The 20,940-nt window shown below is 63.8% G+C and carries 17 protein-coding genes; 3 read left to right on the forward strand and 14 right to left on the reverse strand.

Features of this window, described 5'->3' with window-relative positions; all coding sequences use genetic code 11:
* The first annotated feature begins 174 nt into the window (after positions 1 to 174).
* The 3 genes from AC0L2D_RS02235 to AC0L2D_RS02245 all read left to right on the forward strand — a co-directional run bounded on the left by AC0L2D_RS02235 (position 175) and on the right by AC0L2D_RS02245 (position 3,618).
* Positions 175 to 753 carry an SCO family protein gene (locus AC0L2D_RS02235; RefSeq protein ID WP_013530973.1) on the forward strand — a complete coding sequence of 193 codons (579 nt, stop codon included), beginning with the start codon at positions 175 to 177 and terminating at the stop codon, positions 751 to 753.
* A gap of 10 nt (positions 754 to 763) precedes the next feature.
* Positions 764 to 1,636, forward strand: coding sequence for a 50S ribosomal protein L11 methyltransferase (locus AC0L2D_RS02240; protein WP_473540250.1), 873 nt, complete (start codon positions 764 to 766; stop codon positions 1,634 to 1,636).
* A gap of 137 nt (positions 1,637 to 1,773) precedes the next feature.
* Positions 1,774 to 3,618 carry an aminopeptidase P family protein gene (locus tag AC0L2D_RS02245; RefSeq protein WP_473540251.1) on the forward strand — a complete coding sequence of 615 codons (1,845 nt, stop codon included), beginning with the start codon at positions 1,774 to 1,776 and terminating at the stop codon, positions 3,616 to 3,618.
* Positions 3,619 to 3,801: 183 nt separating this feature from the next.
* On the opposite strand, the gene AC0L2D_RS02250 is transcribed toward AC0L2D_RS02245, so the two are convergent.
* The 14 genes from AC0L2D_RS02250 to murG all read right to left on the reverse strand — a co-directional run bounded on the left by AC0L2D_RS02250 (position 3,802) and on the right by murG (position 20,939).
* The gene (locus AC0L2D_RS02250; protein ID WP_473540252.1) at positions 3,802 to 4,098 is read right to left on the reverse strand and encodes an AzlD family protein; all 297 of its coding nucleotides are present in this window, start codon (positions 4,096 to 4,098) and stop codon (positions 3,802 to 3,804) included.
* Positions 4,095 to 4,823 (reverse strand): AzlC family ABC transporter permease, encoded by a 729-nt coding sequence (locus AC0L2D_RS02255; RefSeq protein WP_063168301.1) that lies wholly within the window; start codon positions 4,821 to 4,823, stop codon positions 4,095 to 4,097. Before AC0L2D_RS02255 ends, AC0L2D_RS02250 begins: the two co-directional genes overlap by 4 nt.
* Before the next feature lie 157 nt (positions 4,824 to 4,980).
* The gene (locus tag AC0L2D_RS02260) at positions 4,981 to 5,673 is read right to left on the reverse strand and encodes a DUF2461 domain-containing protein (protein ID WP_473540253.1); all 693 of its coding nucleotides are present in this window, start codon (positions 5,671 to 5,673) and stop codon (positions 4,981 to 4,983) included.
* Positions 5,673 to 7,877: an NAD-dependent DNA ligase LigA gene (ligA, locus tag AC0L2D_RS02265; RefSeq protein ID WP_013530967.1), complete on the reverse strand. Its 2,205-nt coding sequence runs from the start codon at positions 7,875 to 7,877 to the stop codon at positions 5,673 to 5,675. Before ligA ends, AC0L2D_RS02260 begins: the two co-directional genes overlap by 1 nt.
* A 112-nt stretch (positions 7,878 to 7,989) precedes the next feature.
* A complete protein-coding gene (gene recN, locus AC0L2D_RS02270) occupies positions 7,990 to 9,663 on the reverse strand; it encodes a DNA repair protein RecN (RefSeq protein ID WP_473540255.1) in 1,674 nt (557 codons plus the stop codon).
* A gap of 119 nt (positions 9,664 to 9,782) precedes the next feature.
* Positions 9,783 to 10,652 carry an outer membrane protein assembly factor BamD gene (locus AC0L2D_RS02275; RefSeq protein ID WP_013530965.1) on the reverse strand — a complete coding sequence of 290 codons (870 nt, stop codon included), beginning with the start codon at positions 10,650 to 10,652 and terminating at the stop codon, positions 9,783 to 9,785.
* 263 nt (positions 10,653 to 10,915) lie between these two features.
* On the reverse strand, positions 10,916 to 11,866 hold the full coding sequence (gene lpxC, locus AC0L2D_RS02280; protein ID WP_473540257.1) for a UDP-3-O-acyl-N-acetylglucosamine deacetylase: 951 nt from the start codon (positions 11,864 to 11,866) through the stop codon (positions 10,916 to 10,918).
* A gap of 281 nt (positions 11,867 to 12,147) precedes the next feature.
* Positions 12,148 to 13,827: a cell division protein FtsZ gene (ftsZ, locus tag AC0L2D_RS02285; protein WP_027160634.1), complete on the reverse strand. Its 1,680-nt coding sequence runs from the start codon at positions 13,825 to 13,827 to the stop codon at positions 12,148 to 12,150.
* A gap of 68 nt (positions 13,828 to 13,895) precedes the next feature.
* On the reverse strand, positions 13,896 to 15,203 hold the full coding sequence (gene ftsA, locus AC0L2D_RS02290) for a cell division protein FtsA (RefSeq protein WP_013530962.1): 1,308 nt from the start codon (positions 15,201 to 15,203) through the stop codon (positions 13,896 to 13,898).
* Positions 15,200 to 16,141: a cell division protein FtsQ/DivIB gene (locus AC0L2D_RS02295; protein WP_024501462.1), complete on the reverse strand. Its 942-nt coding sequence runs from the start codon at positions 16,139 to 16,141 to the stop codon at positions 15,200 to 15,202. The genes ftsA and AC0L2D_RS02295 overlap by 4 nt, the downstream gene beginning before the upstream one ends.
* Complete coding sequence (locus tag AC0L2D_RS02300) at positions 16,129 to 17,055, reverse strand: D-alanine--D-alanine ligase (protein WP_024501463.1); 927 nt, start codon at positions 17,053 to 17,055, stop codon at positions 16,129 to 16,131. The genes AC0L2D_RS02295 and AC0L2D_RS02300 overlap by 13 nt, the downstream gene beginning before the upstream one ends.
* 391 nt (positions 17,056 to 17,446) lie before the next feature.
* Positions 17,447 to 18,412, reverse strand: coding sequence for a UDP-N-acetylmuramate dehydrogenase (murB, locus tag AC0L2D_RS02305; RefSeq protein WP_473540259.1), 966 nt, complete (start codon positions 18,410 to 18,412; stop codon positions 17,447 to 17,449).
* Complete coding sequence (murC, locus tag AC0L2D_RS02310) at positions 18,409 to 19,815, reverse strand: UDP-N-acetylmuramate--L-alanine ligase (protein WP_473540260.1); 1,407 nt, start codon at positions 19,813 to 19,815, stop codon at positions 18,409 to 18,411. Before murC ends, murB begins: the two co-directional genes overlap by 4 nt.
* Complete coding sequence (murG, locus tag AC0L2D_RS02315) at positions 19,812 to 20,939, reverse strand: undecaprenyldiphospho-muramoylpentapeptide beta-N-acetylglucosaminyltransferase (RefSeq protein WP_024501465.1); 1,128 nt, start codon at positions 20,937 to 20,939, stop codon at positions 19,812 to 19,814. Before murG ends, murC begins: the two co-directional genes overlap by 4 nt.
* Between the last annotated feature and the right edge of the window lies 1 nt (position 20,940).

Here is a 20,940-nt window from a genome sequence, read left to right on the forward strand (position 1 = left end):
GTTCGAGTTGCCGGTCACAGGTGGGGCGAGCGGCCCGGCTTTGCAAGCAGATAGGTCGACACCGCAGCGGTTGCGGCAACGCGGCACTTTGCCTGTGCGGGGCCAAACCGCTAAGACTGTCACACAGGCGCGGCATTGAGCCGGCGCGACGATTTCTGCAGACGGACTTTTCTGATGATGCGTTCTATCCTGGTCGGTATTCTCGTCCTGATGGCGGCCGGCATCGGCTGGCTGACCTTCGACTGGTATCGCGGCCACTATGGCGGCGAGCCATTCGGGGCCGCCTTTACTCTGGTCGACCAGAAAGGCGCGCCGATCACCGAAGCCGCCTTCCGGGGCCAGCCCAGCGTCGTCTTCTTCGGCTTCACCCATTGCCCCGAGGTCTGCCCGACCACGCTGTTCGAACTGGCCGGCTGGCTGAAGACGCTCGGCGACGACGGCAAGAACCTGCACGCCTATTTCGTATCGGTCGATCCGGAGCGCGACACGCCTGAGGTGATGAACGCCTATGTCAGCAATTTCTCCGACCGTATCGTCGGCATCACGGGCGCTCCGGACAAGGTCCATGCCATGGCCAAGTCGTTCGGCATCTATTGGAAGAAGGTCGACACCGGCGACGGCGACTACACGATGGATCATACCGCCTCGGTGCTGCTGCTCAACGCCAAGGGCGATTTTGCCGGCACAATCGCCTACGGCGAAAGCGCCGATACGGCCATCGCCAAGCTGAAGCGGCTGGCGGCGAAAGGCTGATTACCATTTCATGACCCAGACGCGCCTTTACTTCACCACCGGAAAGATCGAGTCCATCAGCATTTTCGCGGCGCTTGAGGCGGCCTTCGAGGAAGAGGGGCTGCCGATCGCCGTGCTGGAGGTCGACGAGGACAAGGACATCCACGAAGTGTCGCTCTATGCCGATGGCGACGTCGATGCGGTCGAGACCCGCTTGAAGGACATCCTTGCCGGCCTTTTCCTGTCGAAGCCGATCGAGCGCGAGCCCCTGCCCGACATCGACTGGGTGGCGCATTCGCTGGAAGAGCTGAAGCCGGTGCGTGCCGGACGTTTCTTCGTCCACGGCGCACATGACCGCAGGAAACGCCACAGCGGCGAACTCGCCATCGAAATCGAAGCCGGCCTCGCCTTCGGCACCGGCCATCACGGCACCACCGCCGGCTGCCTGGAAATGCTGGAAAGAGTGGTCCGGCGCGAACACCCGCGCAATGCGCTCGACCTCGGCACCGGCAGCGCGGTACTGGCGATCGCCGTCGCCAAGCTGGCGCACATTCCGGTGCTGGCCACCGACATCGATCCGGTGGCGGTGCGGGTGGCTGCCGCCAATGCGCGGCTCAACCACGTCAAGGCACTGGTGGAAACAGCAACCGCGCCCGGCTTTCACCATCCGATCTTCGGCAAGCGCGCGCCCTTCGATCTGATCGTCGCCAACATATTGGCGCGGCCGCTGATGCGGCTGGCGCCGCAAATGGCCCATCATATCGCACTTGGCGGCTCGATCGTGCTGTCGGGCATCCTCGAGCGCCAGCGGGACGCGGTCATCTCGGCCTATGTCGGCCAGAATTTCCGCCATGTCAGAACCTTGCACCGCGAGGGCTGGGTGACGATCCACCTGAAGCACTAGACCGGCACCGACCGAGCCTGGACCAAATTCCCCCAGTTGTCAGTCCGGCGATGCTGTAGCAGGTTGCACGCAGCCGGAAATCGATTCCGATTTCCGCGACCGTACGTTACGGTTGCGCGGACTGCAGGAGGCCCACCATGTTCCAGACCTTCGATTCCGCGGGCGACCCGGCCGTCGGCAAACCGCGCGTGGCGCTGCTGCGCCAATGGCTTGAAGTTAACGGGCTGGACGGCTTCATCGTCCCGCGTGCCGACGAGCATCAGGGCGAATATGTCGCCGATCGTTCGGCGCGGCTGAAATGGCTGACCGGCTTCAGCGGCTCGGCCGGCGTCGCCATCGTCCTGCGCGACCGCGCCTTCGTCTTTGTCGACGGGCGCTACACGCTGCAGGTGCGCAGCGAGGTCGATCTCGACGTCTTTTCGATCGAAAGCCTGGTCGACAATCCGCCGGCTGTCTGGCTGAAAGACAATCTTGGCAAGGGCGCACGGCTCGGCTTCGATCCATGGCTGCACACGATCAGCGAGGTCAAGGCGCTGCAGGCCTCAGTCGACAAGAACGGCGCCGTACTGGTGCCGCTCGACAAGAACCCGATCGACATCATCTGGAAGGATCAGCCCGACGCGCCGGTGGCCCCGGTCGAGCTCCACCCGATCGGCTTTGCCGGCGAGCTCGCCAAGGACAAGCTGGCGCGGCTGGCGGCGGCGATCGCCAAGGACGGCGCCACCCATGCGGTGCTGACCGACCCCTCCTCCATCGCCTGGGCCTTCAACATCCGTGGCGGCGACGTGCCGCACACGCCGCTGGCGCTCGGCTTCGCCATCCTCGCCGCCGATGGGTCGCACCAGCTTTTCATGGATAAGCGCAAATTCTCGCGCCAGGTCGCCGCCTACCTCACCCAGCTCGCCGAGCCGCATGAGCCCGGCGAATTCGAAGCCGCGATCACAGCGCTTGCCAAGAGTGGCGCGAAAATCGCGCTCGACCCGGTGCTGGCGGCTGACCGGCTGCGCATGCTGGTCGAGGACAATGGCGGCACGGTGATTGCGGCAGCCGACCCCGCCCGAATCCCGCGCGCCACCAAGAACCAGGCCGAGATCAACGGCTCGCGCGCCGCGCATCGGCGTGACGGTGCGGCCGTGGCGAAGCTTCTGTGCTGGCTGGAGCGGCAAAAACCCGGCTCGCTCGACGAGATCGCTGTCGTCACCAGGCTGGAGGAACAGCGCCGGCAGACCGGCGAGGAAACCCAGATGCCGCTGCGCGACGTCTCCTTCGACACTATTTCGGGCGCCGGCCCGAACGGCGCCATCATGCATTACCGCGTGTCGCGCGCCACCAGCCGCAAGCTGCAGGCCGGCGAGCTGTTCCTGCTCGATTCCGGCGCGCAGTATCAGGACGGCACCACCGACATCACGCGCACCGTGCCGATCGGCCAGCCGACGCAGGAGATGCGCGAACGCTTCACCCTGGTGCTGAAAGGCATGATCGGCATTTCCACCTTGCGCTTTCCCGCCGGCACGCGCGGCTCCGAGATCGATGCCGTCGCGCGCATGGCGCTGTGGAAGCACGGCTGCGACTTCGCCCACGGCACCGGCCATGGCGTCGGCTCGTATCTGGCCGTGCATGAAGGGCCGCAGCGTATCGCCCGCACCGGCACCGAAAAGCTGCTCGAAGGCATGATGCTGTCCAACGAGCCCGGCTACTACAAGGAAGGCTCCTACGGCATCCGCATCGAGAACCTGATCCTGGTGACGCCGGCGCAAGAGATCGAGGGCGGCGACATCGCCATGCACGGTTTCGAGACGCTGACGCTGGCGCCGATCGATACCAGGCTGGTGCAGTCGGACCTTCTGACGCGTGACGAGTTGCATTGGCTGGACTCGTACCACGCGCGCGTGCTGGCCGAGATCGGCCCGATGCTCGACGGCGAAACGCTGGCCTGGCTGGAGAAGGCCACCGCGCCGCTGCCGCACGACGCGAAGATTTGATTTTTCTGAGGCGCCGAGGGCGTGTCGAGATTCAGGTCAGGACGAGCGAAAACGATGGGTTCCGTGAACCGGAGCGAAGCGTACTTTTGGGTACGTGAGCTCAGTTCTACCGCGACGCGGTAGAACGGGGAAGCGCAGGAAGCCGCCGTTTGCAGGCCGTCATCACCTGAATATCGATACGCCCTACCCGACGAACTGCCGCGCCACGATCAATACCGCCGCGCCCGCCAAAAACATCGCCATCAACCCACCGCGCAGCGAAACCACGGCGGTGACCACCAGTGCGGCCCATTCCGACGGGCCGGCGTTCAACAGCTCGGGCGCCACCAGCGTCGTCAGCACCGCCGCCGGCACGGCATTGAGGCCGGCCTCGACGCGGGGATGGATGGTATCGAAGCGCGATATCACCAGGTGCCCGCCGATGCGCGTCAGATAGGTCGCGATTGCGCCGGCGATAATGATCCAGAAGGTCGTGCTCATGGCCGTGCCTTTACGCCGCTATGGTGGGGAGGCAGGATGACCGCCAGCAGCACACCGGCAACAGCGCCAATCGAGACATGCCAGGGCGAGCCCACGGTCTTGTAGGCGATGATGGAGGCGGCAGCGCTGGCAATGACCACCGGCAGCCACAGAGGCCGCTTGCGGAAGCCCAGCACGAGACCGAGGAAATAGATCGGCAGCAGGAAATCGATGCCCAGCGCGTGCGTGTCGGGGATCAGCTTGCCGAACAGCGCGCCAAGCGCGCTTTCGAGGATCCAGAACAGATAGACAGGCAAGCCAAGTCCCAGATACCAGGCAAAGCCGACCGTCCGGCCCGATTGCGCCCGCGCTTCGGCCACCGCGAATTGCGGATCGGTCAGGATGAAATAACCAAGCGCCTGCTGGATGAGGGGCCAGTGCGCGATGCGCCGGCCGATGCCGGCGGAATAGAGCACGTGGCGGAAATTGACGGCGAAGATCGACAGGACGATCAGCCACGGCGCCACATGCTGGCCGAACAGCTGGATGCCGACCATCTGGCTGGCGCCGCCATAGACCAGCGCACTCATCAGAAAGGCTTCCAGGACCGAGAAGCCATTGTCCACGGCGAGCGCGCCGAACAGCACCGCAAAGGGCGCCGAGGCCACCACCACAGGCATCGACAGCCGCACGCCTTGCCAGAAATCGCTTCTGTCGCCGCTCTCGGAAATTACGTCCGTCGCCATCAACCACTCCTGATGCATGTCGCCCAAAAGGGGGATAACGACATGCACAACAACAAGGGAAGCGCGGTATGTAGGTGGCGCGGCTTGCCGTGTCACACGAATTCGCTTGAGCCAAACGATCAGCGGAAATGATCGCTGGATCGGCTGAGTTAGACGCTTATTCCGTCAGGATCTTGCCCTCGATCGCCCTGCCCCAGTCGAGCAGCGGCTTGGCGCGCAAGGTGAAATCGACGAGCTCGTCGACCAGATCAGCCGTATGGATTCCCGCGGGATCGATAACATGCTGGACGACAAAATGCCGGTTGCGGATGGCGGCGACAAGGTCGGGATCGCTGATTTCCTCGAAGCCGCGTGGCGTACGCTTCATACGGCCTTCGGTCTCGAGTTCAAGCCGGTTCTTCTTCAACGCCGCCACCAGGGCGCGAAACCTGTCCGGCTTCGTCGCGATGGCTTTGCGCATCGCCAGCAGCAGCGCCGGCTCCGGCTGCCACCAGGCAATGTCGGCGAAGCAGCGCTCAAGCCCGACATGGACGTAGAACACGCCCTGCTCCATCTTGGTGCCGTCGGGCGACAGGATGGCAGACAAATGCCTGTTGTAAGGCCGCTTGTCCTTGGCGAAGCGCACGTCGCGGTTGATTCGGAACAGCGACTTCTTGCGGTCGCCGCGCAGGCCGAGACCCGCCTTTGCGAAGCGCTCGGTCAGCGTGTCGACGAGATCACTGAGCGGATCGCGCAATTCCTGTTCGAACAAGTCACGGTTCTCCAAAAACCACTCTCGGCTCTGGTGGAAATCCAGCGCCTTGAGGAACGGAATGGCTTTTGGGCCGAACCCTTTGAATGCGCCGTCCATCAGGCCTTGCCGATCCGCGCCAGCCAGGCATCTTCGTCGATGACCTCGATGCCGAGTTCGCTGGCGAGCTTGAGCTTGGAGCCGGCACCCGGCCCGGCGACCACCAGATCCGTCTTCGCCGAAACCGAGCCCGCGACCTTGGCGCCGAGGCGCTCCGCCATCGCCTTGGCCTCGGAGCGTGTCATCTTTTCCAGCGAGCCGGTGAAGACGACCGTCTTGCCGGCGACCTCGCTGTCGGCCGAGACGTTGACGATATACGGCTTCGGCTTGACTTGGCGGAGCAACGCATCAAGCACGTCGTCATTGCGCTCATTGCCGAAGAAGTCGCGCAACGCGTCGATCACGGTATCGCCGATACCGTTGACCGAGGGGAAGACACTGTGCGGATCTTCCGCTGCCGCTGTTTCCTTGCCCACGCGGATCAGTTCCTCGATGGTCGAGAAGGTGCGGGCAAGCACAGCCGCCGTTGTTTCGCCGATATGGCGGATGCCGAGCGCGAAGATGAAGCGATCGAGCTCCGGCTCGCGGCGCGAATCGATGGCCGCGAACAGCTTGTCGAGGCCCTCATAATTGCGGTCCTCGACGCTGCGCACGTTCTTGCGCGTCTTGCCCGATGCGGCCTCGCGCTGCCTCGCCTGTTCCTCGCGCCGTTCCGCCAGCGCCCTGGTGACAGCCGGACGGCGATCCCTGAGCGTGAAAATATCGGCGGCGGTCCTGATCAATCCCGCATTGAAGAAGGTGTCTATGTTCTCGGCACCAAGGCCTTCGATGTCCAGGGCACCGCGCGACACGAAGTGGCGCAATCCTTCCACCGCCTGCGCCGGGCAGATCAGCTCGCCGGTGCAGCGGCGGCGGGAATCCTCCTTGCCGGTCTTCTCGTTGATCTCGCGCGTCGCCGGCGAGCCGCAGATCGGACAGGTGTGCGGGAATTCGTACGGCACGGCATCGGCCGGCCGCTTGTCGATGACGACGCTGACGATCTGCGGAATGACATCGCCTGCCCGCTGGATCACGACCGTATCGCCGATGCGCACGTCGATGCCGTCGCGGATCGGCTGGCCGGTCGAGTCCAGGCCCTTGATGTAATCCTCATTGTGCAGCGTGACGTTCTCGACCACGACGCCGCCGACCGTGACCGGCGCCAGCCGCGCGACCGGCGCCAGCGTACCGGTACGGCCGACCTGGATGTCGATCTTCTGAACGGTCGTCATCGCCTGTTCGGCCGGAAATTTATGCGCGATCGCCCAGCGCGGTTCGCCGGTGACGAAGCCCCAGCGGCGTTGCAACTCCAGCTGGTCGACCTTGTAGACGACGCCGTCGATATCGTAGCCGAGCGCGGAGCGCTGCTCCTCGATCCGATGATAATGCGCGATCAACTCCTCGGCCGATTTCGCCCGCACCATCAGCGGACTGATCTTGAACCCCCACTCGGCGAATTTCTGCACCGAATCATACTGGGTCGGAGCCGGATCCGCTGTCGTGTAACCCCAGGCATAGGCGAAGAATTTGAGGTTTCGGCTGGCGGTGACGGACGGATCCTTCTGGCGCAGCGACCCGGCCGCCGTGTTGCGCGGATTGACGTAGTCCTGGCCGCCGACGGCGGCCGAGCGCTGCTTCAGCGCCTCGAATTCCGCATAGGTCATGTAGACCTCGCCGCGGATCTCGATGGTCTCGGGCCAGCCCGAGCCTTTCAGCTTCGCCGGAATATCGGCGATGGTCTTCAAATTGGCGGTGATGTCTTCGCCGACGGCGCCGTTGCCACGCGTTGCGCCCTGCACGAACACACCGTTTTCGTAACGCAGCGAAGCCGATAGCCCGTCGATCTTCGGTTCGGCCGTGAACGCAATGTCGAGCTCCTTGTCGCGATCGAAGAACCGCCGCCCGCGTTCGATGAAATCCGTGACGTCATCATCTGTATAGGCCTTGGCAAGGCTGAGCATCGGCACGGCATGGCGCACCTTGGTAAAGCCTTCCGCGGGCGCTGCTCCGACCCTGAGCGATGGCGAATCCTCGCGCACCAGCGCCGGAAAGCGCTCCTCGATGGCAAGGTTGCGCCGCGCCAGCGCATCATACTCGGCATCGGTGATAACAGGCGCATCTTCGGTATGGTAGCGCCGGTCGTGCTCGGCGATCTCTTCCGCCAGCCGCTTCAGCTCGGCTTCGGCCTCGCTCTCACTGAGCGAATCGACAGGTTTTTCAGCCATGCTTTCCTTCCCCGGACGGTGGCCCGCCACAATAGATCAGGATTTTGGGAAAATCATTCCTGAACAGCAGGATGGAGCCATATCCTGACTCGATCCCTGACACCTGTTGTTCTTATGCCGCCGTGGTGTTTTCACGCAGCAATCGCTCGGCGGCGGCGCGCGCCTCGTCGGTGATGGTGGCGCCGGCCAGCATGCGCGCGATCTCTTCCTGCCGCGCCGGCCGGTCCATCTCGGCAATGCCGGTGGCGACACGGTCGGTGGTGCCGGATTTGGAGATCAGGAAATGCGTCGCCGCGCGTGCCGCGACCTGTGGCGCATGCGTCACCGAGAGCACCTGGACGCGCTTCGACAGCCGCGCCAGCCGCTGGCCGATCGCGTCGGCGACAGCGCCGCCCACCCCAGTATCGATTTCATCGAAAACCAGCGTCGGCGCCGAGCCGCGGTCGGCCAGCGCGACCTTCAACGCCAGAAGGAAGCGCGAAAGTTCGCCGCCGGACGCTACTTTCATCATCGGCCCGGGCCGCGTGCCTGGATTGGTGCGCACCCAGAATTCGATCTGGTCGATGCCCTCTTCCATGCGGCTCTCGGCCTGGCTCTTCATTTCCACGATAAAGGCGGCGCGTTCGAGCTTGAGCGCCGGCAATTCCGCCATGACCGCCTTGGTCAAGCCGACCGCCGCCGCATGACGAAGCGAGGACAGCTGCGCGGCGGCAATGTCGTAGGTCTCGCGTGCCGCGGCGGCCTGTTTTTCCAGCCCGTGCAGGCGCTCCTCGCCGGCATCGAGATCGGCAAGATCGGCCGACATCGTGTCGCGAAGCTGCGCCAGATCGTCGACGGCGACGCTGTGCTTGCGCGAGGCCGCGCGCAGCGAAAACAGCCGCTCCTCCGCCTTCTCCAACCGCTGCGGATCATATTCGGTGGCGCGCAGTGCTGCCTCGACGCCCGATTGCGCCGCGTCGAGCGACAGCATCGCCTCGTCGAGCGACTTGACGACGTCGTCGAGCAGGCCGGGCGCCTCGGTCACCTTGCGCTGCAGCCGCCGCAGCAGGCTGGCCAGTTGCGGCAAGGGCGAGGACGGGCCGGACAGCACATCCTGCGCATCATGGATTTCGGAAGCGATCTTCTCGGCCCGCATCATCGATGCGCGCAGCTCGGCGAGATCCGTCTCCTCACCCGGCTGCGGATCGAGCTTCGTCAACTCCGCCACCGCGGCGCGCAAATAGTCGGCCTCGCGCGCGGCCGCCGCCACCTTGGCGCGGTGGCGCGACAGCTCCTGCTCGCAGGCGCGCCAGTGCCGCCATGCCTCGCCGGTCGAGCGGACGGCGCCGAGATGGCCACCGAAAGCATCGAGCACCTCGCGATGCGCGCCGGGATCGACCAGCGCGCGTTCATCGTGCTGGCCGTGGATCTCGACCAGCGCGCGCCCGACATCGCGCATCAGCGTGACGCTCGAAGGCTGATCGTTGACGAAGACACGGGTGCGGCCATCCGCCGTTTGCAGGCGGCGCAGGATGATGTCGCCGTCATCCTCGATCGCATTGTCGGCAAGCAGCGCACGCGCCGGATGATTGCGCGGCACGTCGAAGACGGCGATGACCTGGCCTTGCGCCGCGCCATGGCGCACCAGCGACGCGTCGCCACGCGCACCGAGCGCCAGCGACAGGGCATCGAGCAGGATGGATTTGCCGGCACCGGTTTCGCCGGTCAGCACCGAAAGACCCGGCTGGAAGTCGATATCCAGCTTCTCGATCAGGACGATATCGCGGATCGACAGTCTGGAAAGCATCAGAACCCGAATCTAGAGCGGCACGCGACCATTTGCAGTCGCAGCGCCGCACTATCTTTTTGTTTGAGCACCGGATCAATCCGAAAAGCGCTGTGAACGCTTCAGTCGATGCTCATACGTCAGGCGCCGGTGATCATCTTTCCGGCCTTGGATATCCACGACCCTGCATTTTCGCGCGGTGCAAGCCCATTGCTCTGCAAGAGCTTGTAGGAATCCTTGTACCACGAGCTGTCAGGGTAGTTGGTGCCGAGCACGGCGGCGGCGGTCTGCGCCTCCGAAGTCAGACCCATCGCGTAATAGCTTTCGGTCAGACGCGCGAGCGCCTCCTCGACATGGCGCGTGTTGGAATAGTTCTCGACCACGGTGCGGAAGCGCTTGACGGCGGCGATGTATTCACGCCGCTCGAGATAGTAGCGGCCGATCTGCATCTCCTTGCCTGCCAACTGATCATTGGCGAAGCGGATCTTTTCCTTGGCGTCGTCGACATATTCCGATGTCGGCCAGCGCGTCACCAGATCCTGCATCGTCTGAACGGTCTGACGCGCTTCCTTCTGGTCCTGCGTCACGTCCTTGATCTGGCGGTAGTAGCTCAAGCCGATGATGTACTGCGCATAGGCGGCGTCATCGGTCGACGGGTAAAGCGTGAGATAGCGCTTGGCCGAGCCGATAGCCTCATCGTAATTGCCCTGGCGATAGTCGGCGAAAGCGCCCATCACCATCGATTTGCGGGCCCATTCCGAATAGGGATGCTGGCGGTCGACGGCGTCGAACTTGCGGCTCGCCTCCTGCAGGCGCCCGGCATTGAGATTGGCAAGGCCCTGGTTGTAGAGAACATCGGCCGGCTCGGTCTGGTCGACATAGGTCGACAGGTCGATATCTTTCTCCGACGACATGCAGGCCGACAGGAAGAGCGATGGAACAACTACTGAAAGCGCCAGGAAAACGGCCCTCTGCGGTGCTTTCAATTGACCAACTCGCTTGAAGAACATGATTGGATCTCGCCCTTTCGGCGCTATTTCAATGCCAGTTGCATGCCATTGTTTCAAAACTGGTCCCCACTTTTGAACGACATGCACTAATCGACGGCAGCAGCCATAAACCATAACCGCCTTGCCCGGCAACGCTATCTCCGGCCAATCGCACATTTTTGTGGCGGCCGGACGCAGCTTGGACATCAATGCAATTTCACTGGCGGGTGGTGCATTCCTGCAACACGGGCAATCCCCCATGGAACCCGAAAAACCTGGGAAAATCAGATCATCCAGGGCGCGTAGAGCGGCGCGTTGACGGCGTTCATCTCGGCGCTGCGGCCACGCTCCCGGCGCGTCGTCTCGACGATCTCGAACGCCGTGCGATCCGACAGCAGGCGGCGCAGGGCCGCGGCATTCATCCTGTGGCCGCCGCGATAGGAGCGGAAGCAGCCGATGAAGCGGGCGCCGGCCAGCGCCAGGTCGCCCATGGCGTCCAGCGTTTTATGGCGCACGAATTCGTTGGGATAGCGCAGGCCGCCCATATTGATGACGCGGTTGTCGTCGCCGATCACCAGCGAATTCTCCAGCGAGGAGCCGAGCGCATAGCCTGCAGCCCACAGCCGCTCGACATCCTTCATGAAGCCGAAGGTGCGGGCGCGCGCGAGGTCGCGACGGAAAATATCGGCATTGAGGTCGGAGGCAAACAGCTGACGGCCGATCGCCGGGCTTTCGAAGTCGATCTCGATCTCGAAACGGGTTCCGTCATAGGGCCGAAACTCCGCCCACGAGGCGCCGTTCTCGATGCGGACCGGCTTGATGACCCTGATATAGCGGCGCTTGACCGAAAGCGTCTCGACGCCCGCATGGTCGATGGCTTCGACGAACGCCATGGCGCTGCCGTCGAAGATCGGAACCTCGGAACCGTCGATCTCGACCGCGACATTGTCGATGCCGAGCCCAAACAGCGCCGCCATGATGTGCTCGACCGTGGCGATATGCTCGCCGGCGGGATCACCAAGCATGGTGCACAGGTCGGTGGCGCCGACTTCCGAGACCAGGGCACGAAACTCGCGGCCCTGCTCGGCACCGTTGAAAAGCTGGAAAACGATGCCGGTGTCGGCATCCGCCGGCATGAAGCTGATGGACACTTCCTTGCCGCTGTGGACGCCGGTGCCGGTAAGCGACGCGCGCGTCTTCAATGTCGTCTGATAGTCGTGCAAGACAATCCCCATAAGCCCGTAATGCCTAGGTCCGCTTCTCCAGCCCGAGGGCGCGGCTCTTGTGTGAATCGGCTGGCAGGGCGACTTCCCCCGAAATCCCGGCAAACCGATGATGGTAGGCAGCGAAGATAATGTCCCGTCAGGGAGACTCCAAATCACGGTTTCTTACTCTGTGTAACCGCGAACTGGAATGGGTGCGACTTTGTAAGTTGTTGAAATCACATCATTTAAAACGTTAACAGGCAAGCGATTCCTCGCTTGCCTGTTAACAAATGTTACAGTCCGTTTACCAATCAGTTGGCCTGGCGGCGCAGGAACGCCGGAATCTCCAGCTGATCGTCTTCCTGAGTCGTCCTCACCTGCGGCGTCAGGCGGCCCTGATCGTCGAGTTGGCCACGGCGCGGCGCATAGAGCTGCGCATCCTGGCTGGCGAGGCGGCGCACTTCGGGCGCGGCCTGGCGCAGCTTGGGCTCGCGCGGCTGCGCCGGCTGCAGCCTTGCGGGTTCTTCCTCGCGGCGGGTAAGTCCGTTGGTCAGGCGCTTCAGCAGGCCCATCGGTCCGCTGTTGTTCTCGTGGTCAACCGGGCGGCTCTTGGCATCCACCTCGGCCTTGACGACCGGCGGGAAGTCCTCGACGCGCGGCATACGCTGAGGCGCCATGGCAACAGGCTGCGGGGCTTCGCGCAGCATCTCGCGCGGCTGCGGGGCCGGCTGCATCTGCTGGACCACCGGCTGCGGCATCGGCTGTGCTGGCGGCGCCTGGAAGATTTTGCTCTGCGGGCGGAAATCTTCTGCGTGAGCGACAGGAGCCGGGCGCGCCTGCGCCATCGCCGCGGCATTGGCTTCGGCCAGTTGGATGGCTTCGGCGACAGGGTCGACAGCGCGTGGCTCGTAGGCCGCCTGCTGAACAGGCGCCGGGCGAGCCTCCGCGATCTGAGCCACCGGGCGGCTGACCGGCTTCGGAGGCGCCGTGCGGATCGAGATCGGCGCAGCGGCGATTTCAGCCGCCGATTTGTCGATGCCGGTGGCAACCACCGAGACGCGGATGACGCCTTCGAGTTCCTCGTCGAAAGTGGCGCCCAGGATGATGTTGGCGTCCTGGTCGACTTCCTCGCGGATACGGGTCGCCGCTTCGTCGACTTCGAACAGCGTCAGGTCGCGGCCGCCGGTGATCGAGATCAGCAGGCCCTTGGCGCCCTTCATCGAGGTCTCGTCGAGCAGCGGGTTGGCGATCGCCGCTTCGGCGGCGGCCATCGCGCGGCCCTCGCCCGAAGCTTCGCCGGTGCCCATCATCGCCTTGCCCATCTCGCGCATGACGGAACGGACGTCGGCGAAGTCGAGATTGATCAGGCCTTCCTTGACCATCAGGTCGGTGATGCAGGCGACACCGGAATAGAGCACCTGGTCGGCCATGGCGAAGGCATCGGCGAAGGTGGTCTTGTCATTGGCCAGCCGGAACAGGTTCTGGTTGGGGATGACGATCAGCGTATCGACGCATTTCTGCAATTCCTCGATGCCGAAGTCCGCGGTCTTCATGCGGCGCTGGCCTTCGAAGTGGAACGGCTTGGTGACGACGCCGACGGTGAGGATGCCCTTTTCGCGCGCTGCGCGGGCAACGACGGGAGCAGCACCGGTGCCGGTGCCGCCGCCCATGCCGGCTGTCACGAAGCACATATGGGTGTTGGTCAGGTGATCGAGGATTTCATCGATGCACTCTTCCGCCGCCGCACGGCCGACTTCCGGCTGCGATCCCGCACCGAGCCCCTCGGTGACGTGAGCGCCGAGCTGGATCAGGCGGCCTGCCTTCGACATGGTCAGCGCCTGCGCGTCGGTGTTGGCCACCACGAACTCGACGCCGCGTAAACCGGCGGTGATCATGTTGTTGACGGCATTGCCGCCGCCGCCGCCGACACCGAACACGGTGATGCGCGGCTTAAGCTCGGTGATGTCCGGCTTTTGCAGATTGATGGTCATTGTCTCCGTCCTTTGCCTTTCACGCCGCTTCGCCGCCGCGGCCGCCTATGGGGCTGTCCCCGTCAATTTTAGAAACTGTCTCTCAACCACTGACTCATGCGATGCAGTTTTCCGCCCGTTCCGGTCATTTTGAGACCGGAAATTCCTTTCGCCGGATGGCTCTCGAAGCTCGCCATCTGCGGGTAGATCAGAAGCCCCACCGCGGCCGAGAAGGCCGGCCCCTTCGCCGCTTCCGGCAGGCCGGCCACGCCGAGCGGGCGGCCGATGCGCACATTTCGTCCCAGAATGCGGCGCGCCGCCTCCGGCAGGCCGGCAAGCTGGCTGGCGCCGCCGGTAAGAACCACACGCTTGCCCACTGCATTGCCATAGCCGGACTTGTTCAGCCGGTCGCGCAGCAGTTCGAGCGTCTCGTCGATGCGGGCGCGCACGATGCGCGTCATCACCGAGCGCGGGATCTGCAAGGGCACGTCGCCATCGTCACCGATCGGCTGGATCGAGACCAGGTCGCGATCGTCGGCGCTGCCGGGCAGCGCCGAACCATGCATCACCTTCAGCCGTTCGGCGGCATCAAGCGAGGTCGACAGCCCCTTGGCCATGTCCAGCGTGACATGGTTGCCGCCGATGGCGATGGCGTCGCCATGGACGAACTTGCCTTCCGAAAACACCGAGATCGTCGTCGTGCCGCCGCCCATGTCGATGCAGGCCGCACCCATTTCCAGCTCGTCGTCGACCAGCGCCGCCAGCCCGCTGGCATAGGGCGTCGCCACCATGCGCTCGACCGACAGATGCGAACGGTTGATGGACAGCTCCAGATTGCGCATCGGCGCGGCGTCGCCGGTCAGCACATGCATGTCGACGCCGAGTGCGTCGCCGACCATGCCGCGCGGATCGCGCACGCCGCGTTCGGCATCCAGCGAGAAGCCGACGGGAAGCGAATGGATCACTTCGCGCTCGGCCTTCAGCGCCTGCTTGGCGCCAGCACCGAGAACGCGCTTGATGTCGGCCTCGTCGGCCTCGTGGCCGCCAAGATTGATGGTGGCGGAGAAGGCTTCGCTCTTCAGCCGGCCGGCCGTCATGTTGACGATCAACGAATCGACCGTCAGCCCGGCCATGCGCTCGGCTGCGTCGACGGAAAGGCGGATGGCATGCTCCGCCCTGTCGAGATCGACCACGACACCCGACTTCACGCCTTGCGACTTCTGATGGCCGATGCCGATCACCTGGATCCGGTGCGAACGGCCGCGCAGCAGCTTGCCGTCATCGCACGGCTTGAGCTTGGCCACCATGCAGCAGACCTTGCTCGAACCGACATCCAGCACCGTCAGGGTGCCAGACCGGCGCGACGCGGCATCGCCAGGACTGCCAAGCCAGCTCATATCTTCGTCTCCGGCTTGCGCTTCAGGCTCTTGGGTTTCTCGTTGAGGGCGGCTTCGCGCTGCGTCGCCGCTTCCGCCGTCAACTGCACGACCAGCCGGTCCGTCAGGCGCATGTCGACGGCGGCGATGTCGCGCGACAGCAAACCGTTGTCATGATCCATCTTCACGAGTTCGGCGAGCGCCTGATCCTCGTCGTCCTCGGGAAGCTTGATGGTGATGCCATTGTCCAGCTTCAGGTCCCAGCGCCGTTCGCCGACACGGATATAACCTTTGATCCGGTTCGCGAGCTCGGGATATTTTTCGACCTTGGCCAGGAAATCGGGCGCGCTCGCCGGCGCGCCGGTGCCGATCAGCAGCGGCAGAAGCACCTGCTTGCCGCCCGAGAACGGCGCGATCATGGCGCCATTCCTCTCGATGACCGAAAGCTCGTCACCCTGCTGCCAGAGCGCGAAAGCCTCACGCTCCTCGACACGCACTTCCAGCGTATGCGGATAGACCTTGCGCACCGCCGCGACCTCGATCCACGGCAAGGTCGCAATTCGTTCCCGCGCGGCCTCGGCATTAAAGCCGATCAGCGACGTCCAGCCGTCGAGTTCAAGCCTGTCGAGTATATCGATTTCCGAGGTCTGGCGATTGCCCACCACCTTGACCTGATCGACGGCAAATCCGGTACGGGCGGTGATGCTCTGCACGATACCGTCGACATGACCGCCGAGATAGGCGCCATAGGCACTGCTCGAGAAAATCAGCACGGCCGACATCATGGCCGCGGAAAAGCGCGGCGCCTGGAATTCCCCGACACCGAGGCGCGCCATAATGCGCACCGGGCGGCGCAGCATCCGCGGCAGCACGAAATGGTCCAACGACAACGACAGGCCGAACAGCGCCGGACCGGCCGCGCCCCTCTCCCTACCCTGTCCCCATTTCAACGCAGACACGAAGCGTCCTCCACCATCCAACTCAACAAATCGCCAAACGAGTGCCCGGCCTGGGCGGCGATTTCAGGCACCAAGGACGTCGGCGTCATACCCGGCTGGGTGTTGACCTCGAGCCAGACAATCTCGCCGTTTTCGGAATGCCGATCGTCATAACGGAAGTCCGACCGGGAAACGCCCCGACAGCCGATCGCTTGGTGAGCCTTGAGCGCCAGTGTTTGTATTTTTTGGTAAATATTCGGTGAAACTTTTGCGGGGCATTCGTGCTTTGATCCCCCGGCGACATATTTTGAATCATAGTCGTAGAAGGAATGGCCGGTCGGGATGATCTCGCAGACCCCCAGCGCCACATCGCCCATCACCGCGCAGGTCAGCTCCCTGCCGTGAATGTAGCGCTCGACCATGACGGTATCGCCATATTTCCATTCCGACGAGCCAAGAACCTGCGGCGGATGCGACTGACCTTCATGCACGATGACGACGCCGAAGCTTGAGCCCTCATTGACTGGCTTGACCACATAGGGCGGCTTCATCGGATGCTTGTTCTGGATGGCGAAGCGGCTGGCGACCTTCGATTCGGCGACCACGATGCCGACTGCCTTGGCAACCCGTTTGGCCTGCTCCTTGTTCATGGCCAGAGCCGAGGCGAGCACGCCGGAATGGGTGTAGGGAATGCCGAGATATTCGAGGATGCCCTGGATGGTACCGTCCTCGCCGAAGGGGCCGTGCAGCGCATTGAAGGCGACATCGGGCTTGAGCTCGGCAAGCACGGAGCCGACATCGCGCCCGACATCGACGCGGGTGACCTGGTAACCTTCCTTCTCAAGCTCATCGGCGCAAGCCTTTCCGGAGGACAGGGACACGGGCCGCTCGGACGAAAAACCACCCAGCAGGACGGCCACATGCTTGTTTTTCATTCCCCGGCATCCCCTCTCTCACGGCGGACCAAAACCAGATTTTCCGCAACATTGAGTCAGAGTCTCCCGGCAGGTTGCCCCCCCAGACGGAAAACGCTGAAAACGCGTCGAACGACTCAAATCAGGAAACGCTTTCGAGCAGAGAATCAGAGAGTTGATTCACTGGCAAGTGCTTACGATTCCGAGAGATTCACTTTCTGAGAAAATGGATGCGAAAAGCGTGTCGTTGAGTCTTTGCGGCAACGGTCGCGGACCGTTTTTCGCCTCGTTGAAGTTCATGCATCACATGAACTTCAACACGCGCTAGGTGTGTCGAGATTCAGGTCAGGCCGAGTCGAAAACGATGGCTTTCGAGAACCGGAGCGGAGCATCACCTGAATATCAGCGCACCTTAAAGGAGCTGCCCGAGAAACTCCTGAACGGCATGCCCTGGCCGGAAATTGCCGATGCGCTTGATTTCCCATTGCAGCCGGATACCGGAATTCTCCAGCACCCGCGTGCGCACCGTCTCGCCGAGATATTCAAGGTCGTAGCCGGTCGCGGTTCCGGTGTTGATCATGAAGTTGCAATGCATCGGCGACATCTGCGCGCCGCCGATCATCAGGCCGCGGCAGCCCGCTTTGTCGATCTCCTTCCAGGCCGATGTGCCGTCGGGATTCTTGAAGGTCGAGCCGCCGGTCTTCTCGCGGATCGGCTGCACGGTCTCACGATGGTTCTGCACGGCCTCCATCGCAGCCTTGATGGTCGCCCTGTCCTCGGCAAAGCCTTCGAACACGGCGGAGGTGAAGATCAGCCCGGAAGGAGCCGCCGAATGGCGATAGGCGTATCCCATATCGGCATTGCTCAGCGTCTGCACATTGCCCTTGCGATCGAGTGCTCGCACTTCGATGACGCGCTCGCGCGTCTCGACGCCATTGGCGCCGGCATTCATTCGCAGCGCACCGCCGATTGCACCCGGAATGCCGTGGTAGAAATGAAAGCCGCCAATGCCGGCCTCGAGCGCCACCGCTGCGACGCGCTTGTCGGGGGTAGCAGTTCCCGCCTTGATCCTGATTGGCGAAATCACCTCGGCATCGCCGAAACCCTTGGCCGAAAGCCGAATGACAAAGCCCTCGATGCCGCCATCGCGGACCAGAAGGTTGGAGCCGACGCCGACGACCGTCAGCGGTATCTCTTCGGGAACGGCTTTCAGGAACGCGGCAAGGTCCTCCTCATCGGCCGGCTGGAACAACGCTTCAGCCAGCCCCCCGGCACGGAACCAGGTGATCTTGTCCATCTCGGCGTTCGGCGTCAGGCGGCCACGCAGGCCGGCAAGCCGGTCGCCAAGTCTGTCGATCAGGGCCTGGCCGTGCATCATGAGACGGTCCCGCCAAGCTCCTTGGGCAACGCATAGGCCCATTGGGTGATGTTGCCGGCTCCAAGGAAGACGACGAAATCGCCCGGCTTGGCCAGATCGCGGACGATGGGCGCAATCGCCGCCGGGCCCTCGATGTAGCGCGCGTCGCGATGACCGCCGGCGCGGATGCGCGACACCAGCGCGTCCGAGCTGACGCCGTCGATCGGCTCTTCGCCGGCCGCGTAGACCGGCGCCACCATTACTGTGTCGGCGTCGTTGAAGCAGGTGGAAAACTCGTTGAACAGATCATGCAGCCGGCTGAAGCGATGCGGCTGGGCAATGGCGATGACACGACCCTGGGTGGCGCTGCGCGCCGCCTTCAGCACCGCCGAGATCTCGACCGGATGGTGGCCGTAATCGTCGAATATTTCGACGCCGTCCCACGAACCGGTATGGGTGAAGCGGCGCTTGACGCCGGCGAAGGACGACAGGCCCTTCTTGATCGCCTCGGCCGACAGGCCGAGTTCGTGCGCGACCGCGATTGCTGCCGTCGCGTTGGAGACGTTGTGACGGCCGGGCATCGGCAGGCGCAGGCCTGCTATGACAGTCTGGCCGCCGGTCTTGCGGTCGCGGATCACCACGTCGAATTCCGAAATGGCACCTGACATGCGGTGATTGGTAAAGCGCACGTCGGCCTGCGCATTCTCGCCATAGGTGATGACCCGGCGGTCCTCGATGCGGCTGACCAGCGCCTGCACTTCGGGGTGATCGGTGCACATCACGCCAAAACCGTAGAACGGAACGTTCTCGACAAACTGGCGGAACGCCTCGCGCACCTTGTCGAAGCTGCCATAGTGGTCAAGATGCTCGGGGTCGATGTTGGTGACGACCGCGATCTCGGCCGGCAGTTTCAGGAAGGTGCCGTCGCTCTCGTCGGCCTCGACCACCATCCATTCGCCGTCGCCCATGCGGGCGTTGGTGCCGTAGGCATTGATGATGCCGCCATTGATCACGGTCGGATCGAGCCCGCCCGCATCGAGCAAGGTCGCCACCATCGAGGTCGTCGTCGTCTTGCCATGCGTGCCGCCGATCGCCACCGCCTGGCGAAAGCGCATCAGTTCGGCCAGCATCTCGGCCCGGCGCACGATCGGCAGCAGCTTTTCGCGCGCGGCCTTCAGCTCAGGGTTGGATTTCTTGATCGCCGTCGAGACGACCACCACCTCGGCATCGCCGAGATTCTCGGCCCTATGGCCGACGAAGCATTCAATGCCCTTGTCGCGCAGCCGCTGCACATTGGCGCTTTCGGCCTGGTCGGACCCTTGCACCTTGTAGCCGAGATTGTGCAGCACTTCGGCAATGCCGCTCATGCCGATGCCGCCAATGCCGATGAAATGCACAAGGCCGATGGTCTGCGGCATCTTCATGCTTGCGTCCCCTTCCTGAAATCCGAAACTGTTTTTTTGGACGCAATAGCCTCTGTAAGATCGGCGAGCAACCGTGCCGCGTCCGGCCTGCCGGCCGATTTCGCACCCGCCGCCATTGCCGTCAGCCGATCGGGGTCGTCCATCAGCCCGCCGACAAGCGCTGCGATGCGTTCGGACGAGAGCGAGGATTGCGGATGCACTTCGCCGCCGCCGGCAGCGGCAAGGGCCGCCGCGTTCGCCGCCTGATCGTGATCGAGCGCATGGGGGTAAGGCACCAGCAGCGCCGGCCGGCCGATGACGGCGATCTCCGAGACGGTCGAGGCGCCGGAACGTGAGATCACCAGATGAGCGGCCGCCATGCGTGCCGCCATGTCGGTGAAGAAGGGCGAGACCTCGACGGCGACGCCAAGGGTGGCATAGGCCGCCTTGACCCGCGCCACGTCATCGGCGCGCGCTTGTTGGGTAATGACCAGCCGTTTGCGCTGGGCGTTGGAAAGCAGCGCAATGGCTCCCGGCACGGCATCGGAAAAGAATTGGGCGCCCTGGCTGCCGCCAAAAACCAGCAGGCGGAACGGTTGATGCCCGGCAGATGCCGCATAGGCAGTCTTGGCCGCTTCCAGCACCGCAGGCCGGACCGGATTGCCCGTCGTCACCGTCTTGACCCCGGCAGCACTGCTGTCCTGCGGCAGGAAGCCGCCGGCGATGGCGTCGACACGGCCGGCCAGCGCCCGGTTGGCGCGCCCCATCACCGCGTTCTGCTCATGGATCAGGGTCGGTACCTTGCGCCGTGTCGCCGCGTAGAGCGGCGGCAAGGTTGGATAGCCGCCGAAGCCGACGACAGCATCCGGCTTGATCCTGGCGATGACGGCAGAAGCCTGGCGCACGCCGCGCCAGATTTTCCAGAAGGCACCAAGCAGGGCAAAAGGGTTTTTCGAGCCCATCGTCGCCGACTGGATCGGGTGGACGGCAGCGGCCGGAAAATGGCCGGCGAAACGCTCGGCACGGTCGTCGGTTGCCAGGTGCACCGACCAGCCGCGCTCGTTCAGCTCATGCGCCAGCGCCTCGGCCGGGAAAAGATGCCCACCGGTGCCGCCTGCCGCGAGAAGGATGACGCCTCTGGCCATA

This window comes from Mesorhizobium sp. WSM4833 (assembly GCF_055811095.1).

Bases quoted from the DNA above. Each gene is read 5' to 3' on its own strand.
- AC0L2D_RS02235 (WP_013530973.1), top strand. From the start codon at position 175: ATGATGCGTTCTATCCTGGTCGGTATTCTCGTCCTGATGGCGGCCGGC.
- AC0L2D_RS02240 (WP_473540250.1), top strand. From the start codon at position 764: ATGACCCAGACGCGCCTTTACTTCACCACCGGAAAGATCGAGTCCATC.
- AC0L2D_RS02245 (WP_473540251.1), top strand. From the start codon at position 1,774: ATGTTCCAGACCTTCGATTCCGCGGGCGACCCGGCCGTCGGCAAACCG.
- AC0L2D_RS02250 (WP_473540252.1), bottom strand. From the start codon at position 4,098: ATGAGCACGACCTTCTGGATCATTATCGCCGGCGCAATCGCGACCTAT.
- AC0L2D_RS02255 (WP_063168301.1), bottom strand. From the start codon at position 4,823: ATGGCGACGGACGTAATTTCCGAGAGCGGCGACAGAAGCGATTTCTGG.
- AC0L2D_RS02260 (WP_473540253.1), bottom strand. From the start codon at position 5,673: ATGGACGGCGCATTCAAAGGGTTCGGCCCAAAAGCCATTCCGTTCCTC.
- ligA (WP_013530967.1), bottom strand. From the start codon at position 7,877: ATGGCTGAAAAACCTGTCGATTCGCTCAGTGAGAGCGAGGCCGAAGCC.
- recN (WP_473540255.1), bottom strand. From the start codon at position 9,663: ATGCTTTCCAGACTGTCGATCCGCGATATCGTCCTGATCGAGAAGCTG.
- AC0L2D_RS02275 (WP_013530965.1), bottom strand. From the start codon at position 10,652: ATGTTCTTCAAGCGAGTTGGTCAATTGAAAGCACCGCAGAGGGCCGTT.
- lpxC (WP_473540257.1), bottom strand. From the start codon at position 11,866: ATGGGGATTGTCTTGCACGACTATCAGACGACATTGAAGACGCGCGCG.
- ftsZ (WP_027160634.1), bottom strand. From the start codon at position 13,827: ATGACCATCAATCTGCAAAAGCCGGACATCACCGAGCTTAAGCCGCGC.
- ftsA (WP_013530962.1), bottom strand. From the start codon at position 15,203: ATGAGCTGGCTTGGCAGTCCTGGCGATGCCGCGTCGCGCCGGTCTGGC.
- AC0L2D_RS02300 (WP_024501463.1), bottom strand. From the start codon at position 17,055: ATGAAAAACAAGCATGTGGCCGTCCTGCTGGGTGGTTTTTCGTCCGAG.
- murB (WP_473540259.1), bottom strand. From the start codon at position 18,412: ATGATGCACGGCCAGGCCCTGATCGACAGACTTGGCGACCGGCTTGCC.
- murC (WP_473540260.1), bottom strand. From the start codon at position 19,815: ATGAAGATGCCGCAGACCATCGGCCTTGTGCATTTCATCGGCATTGGC.
- murG (WP_024501465.1), bottom strand. From the start codon at position 20,939: ATGGCCAGAGGCGTCATCCTTCTCGCGGCAGGCGGCACCGGTGGGCAT.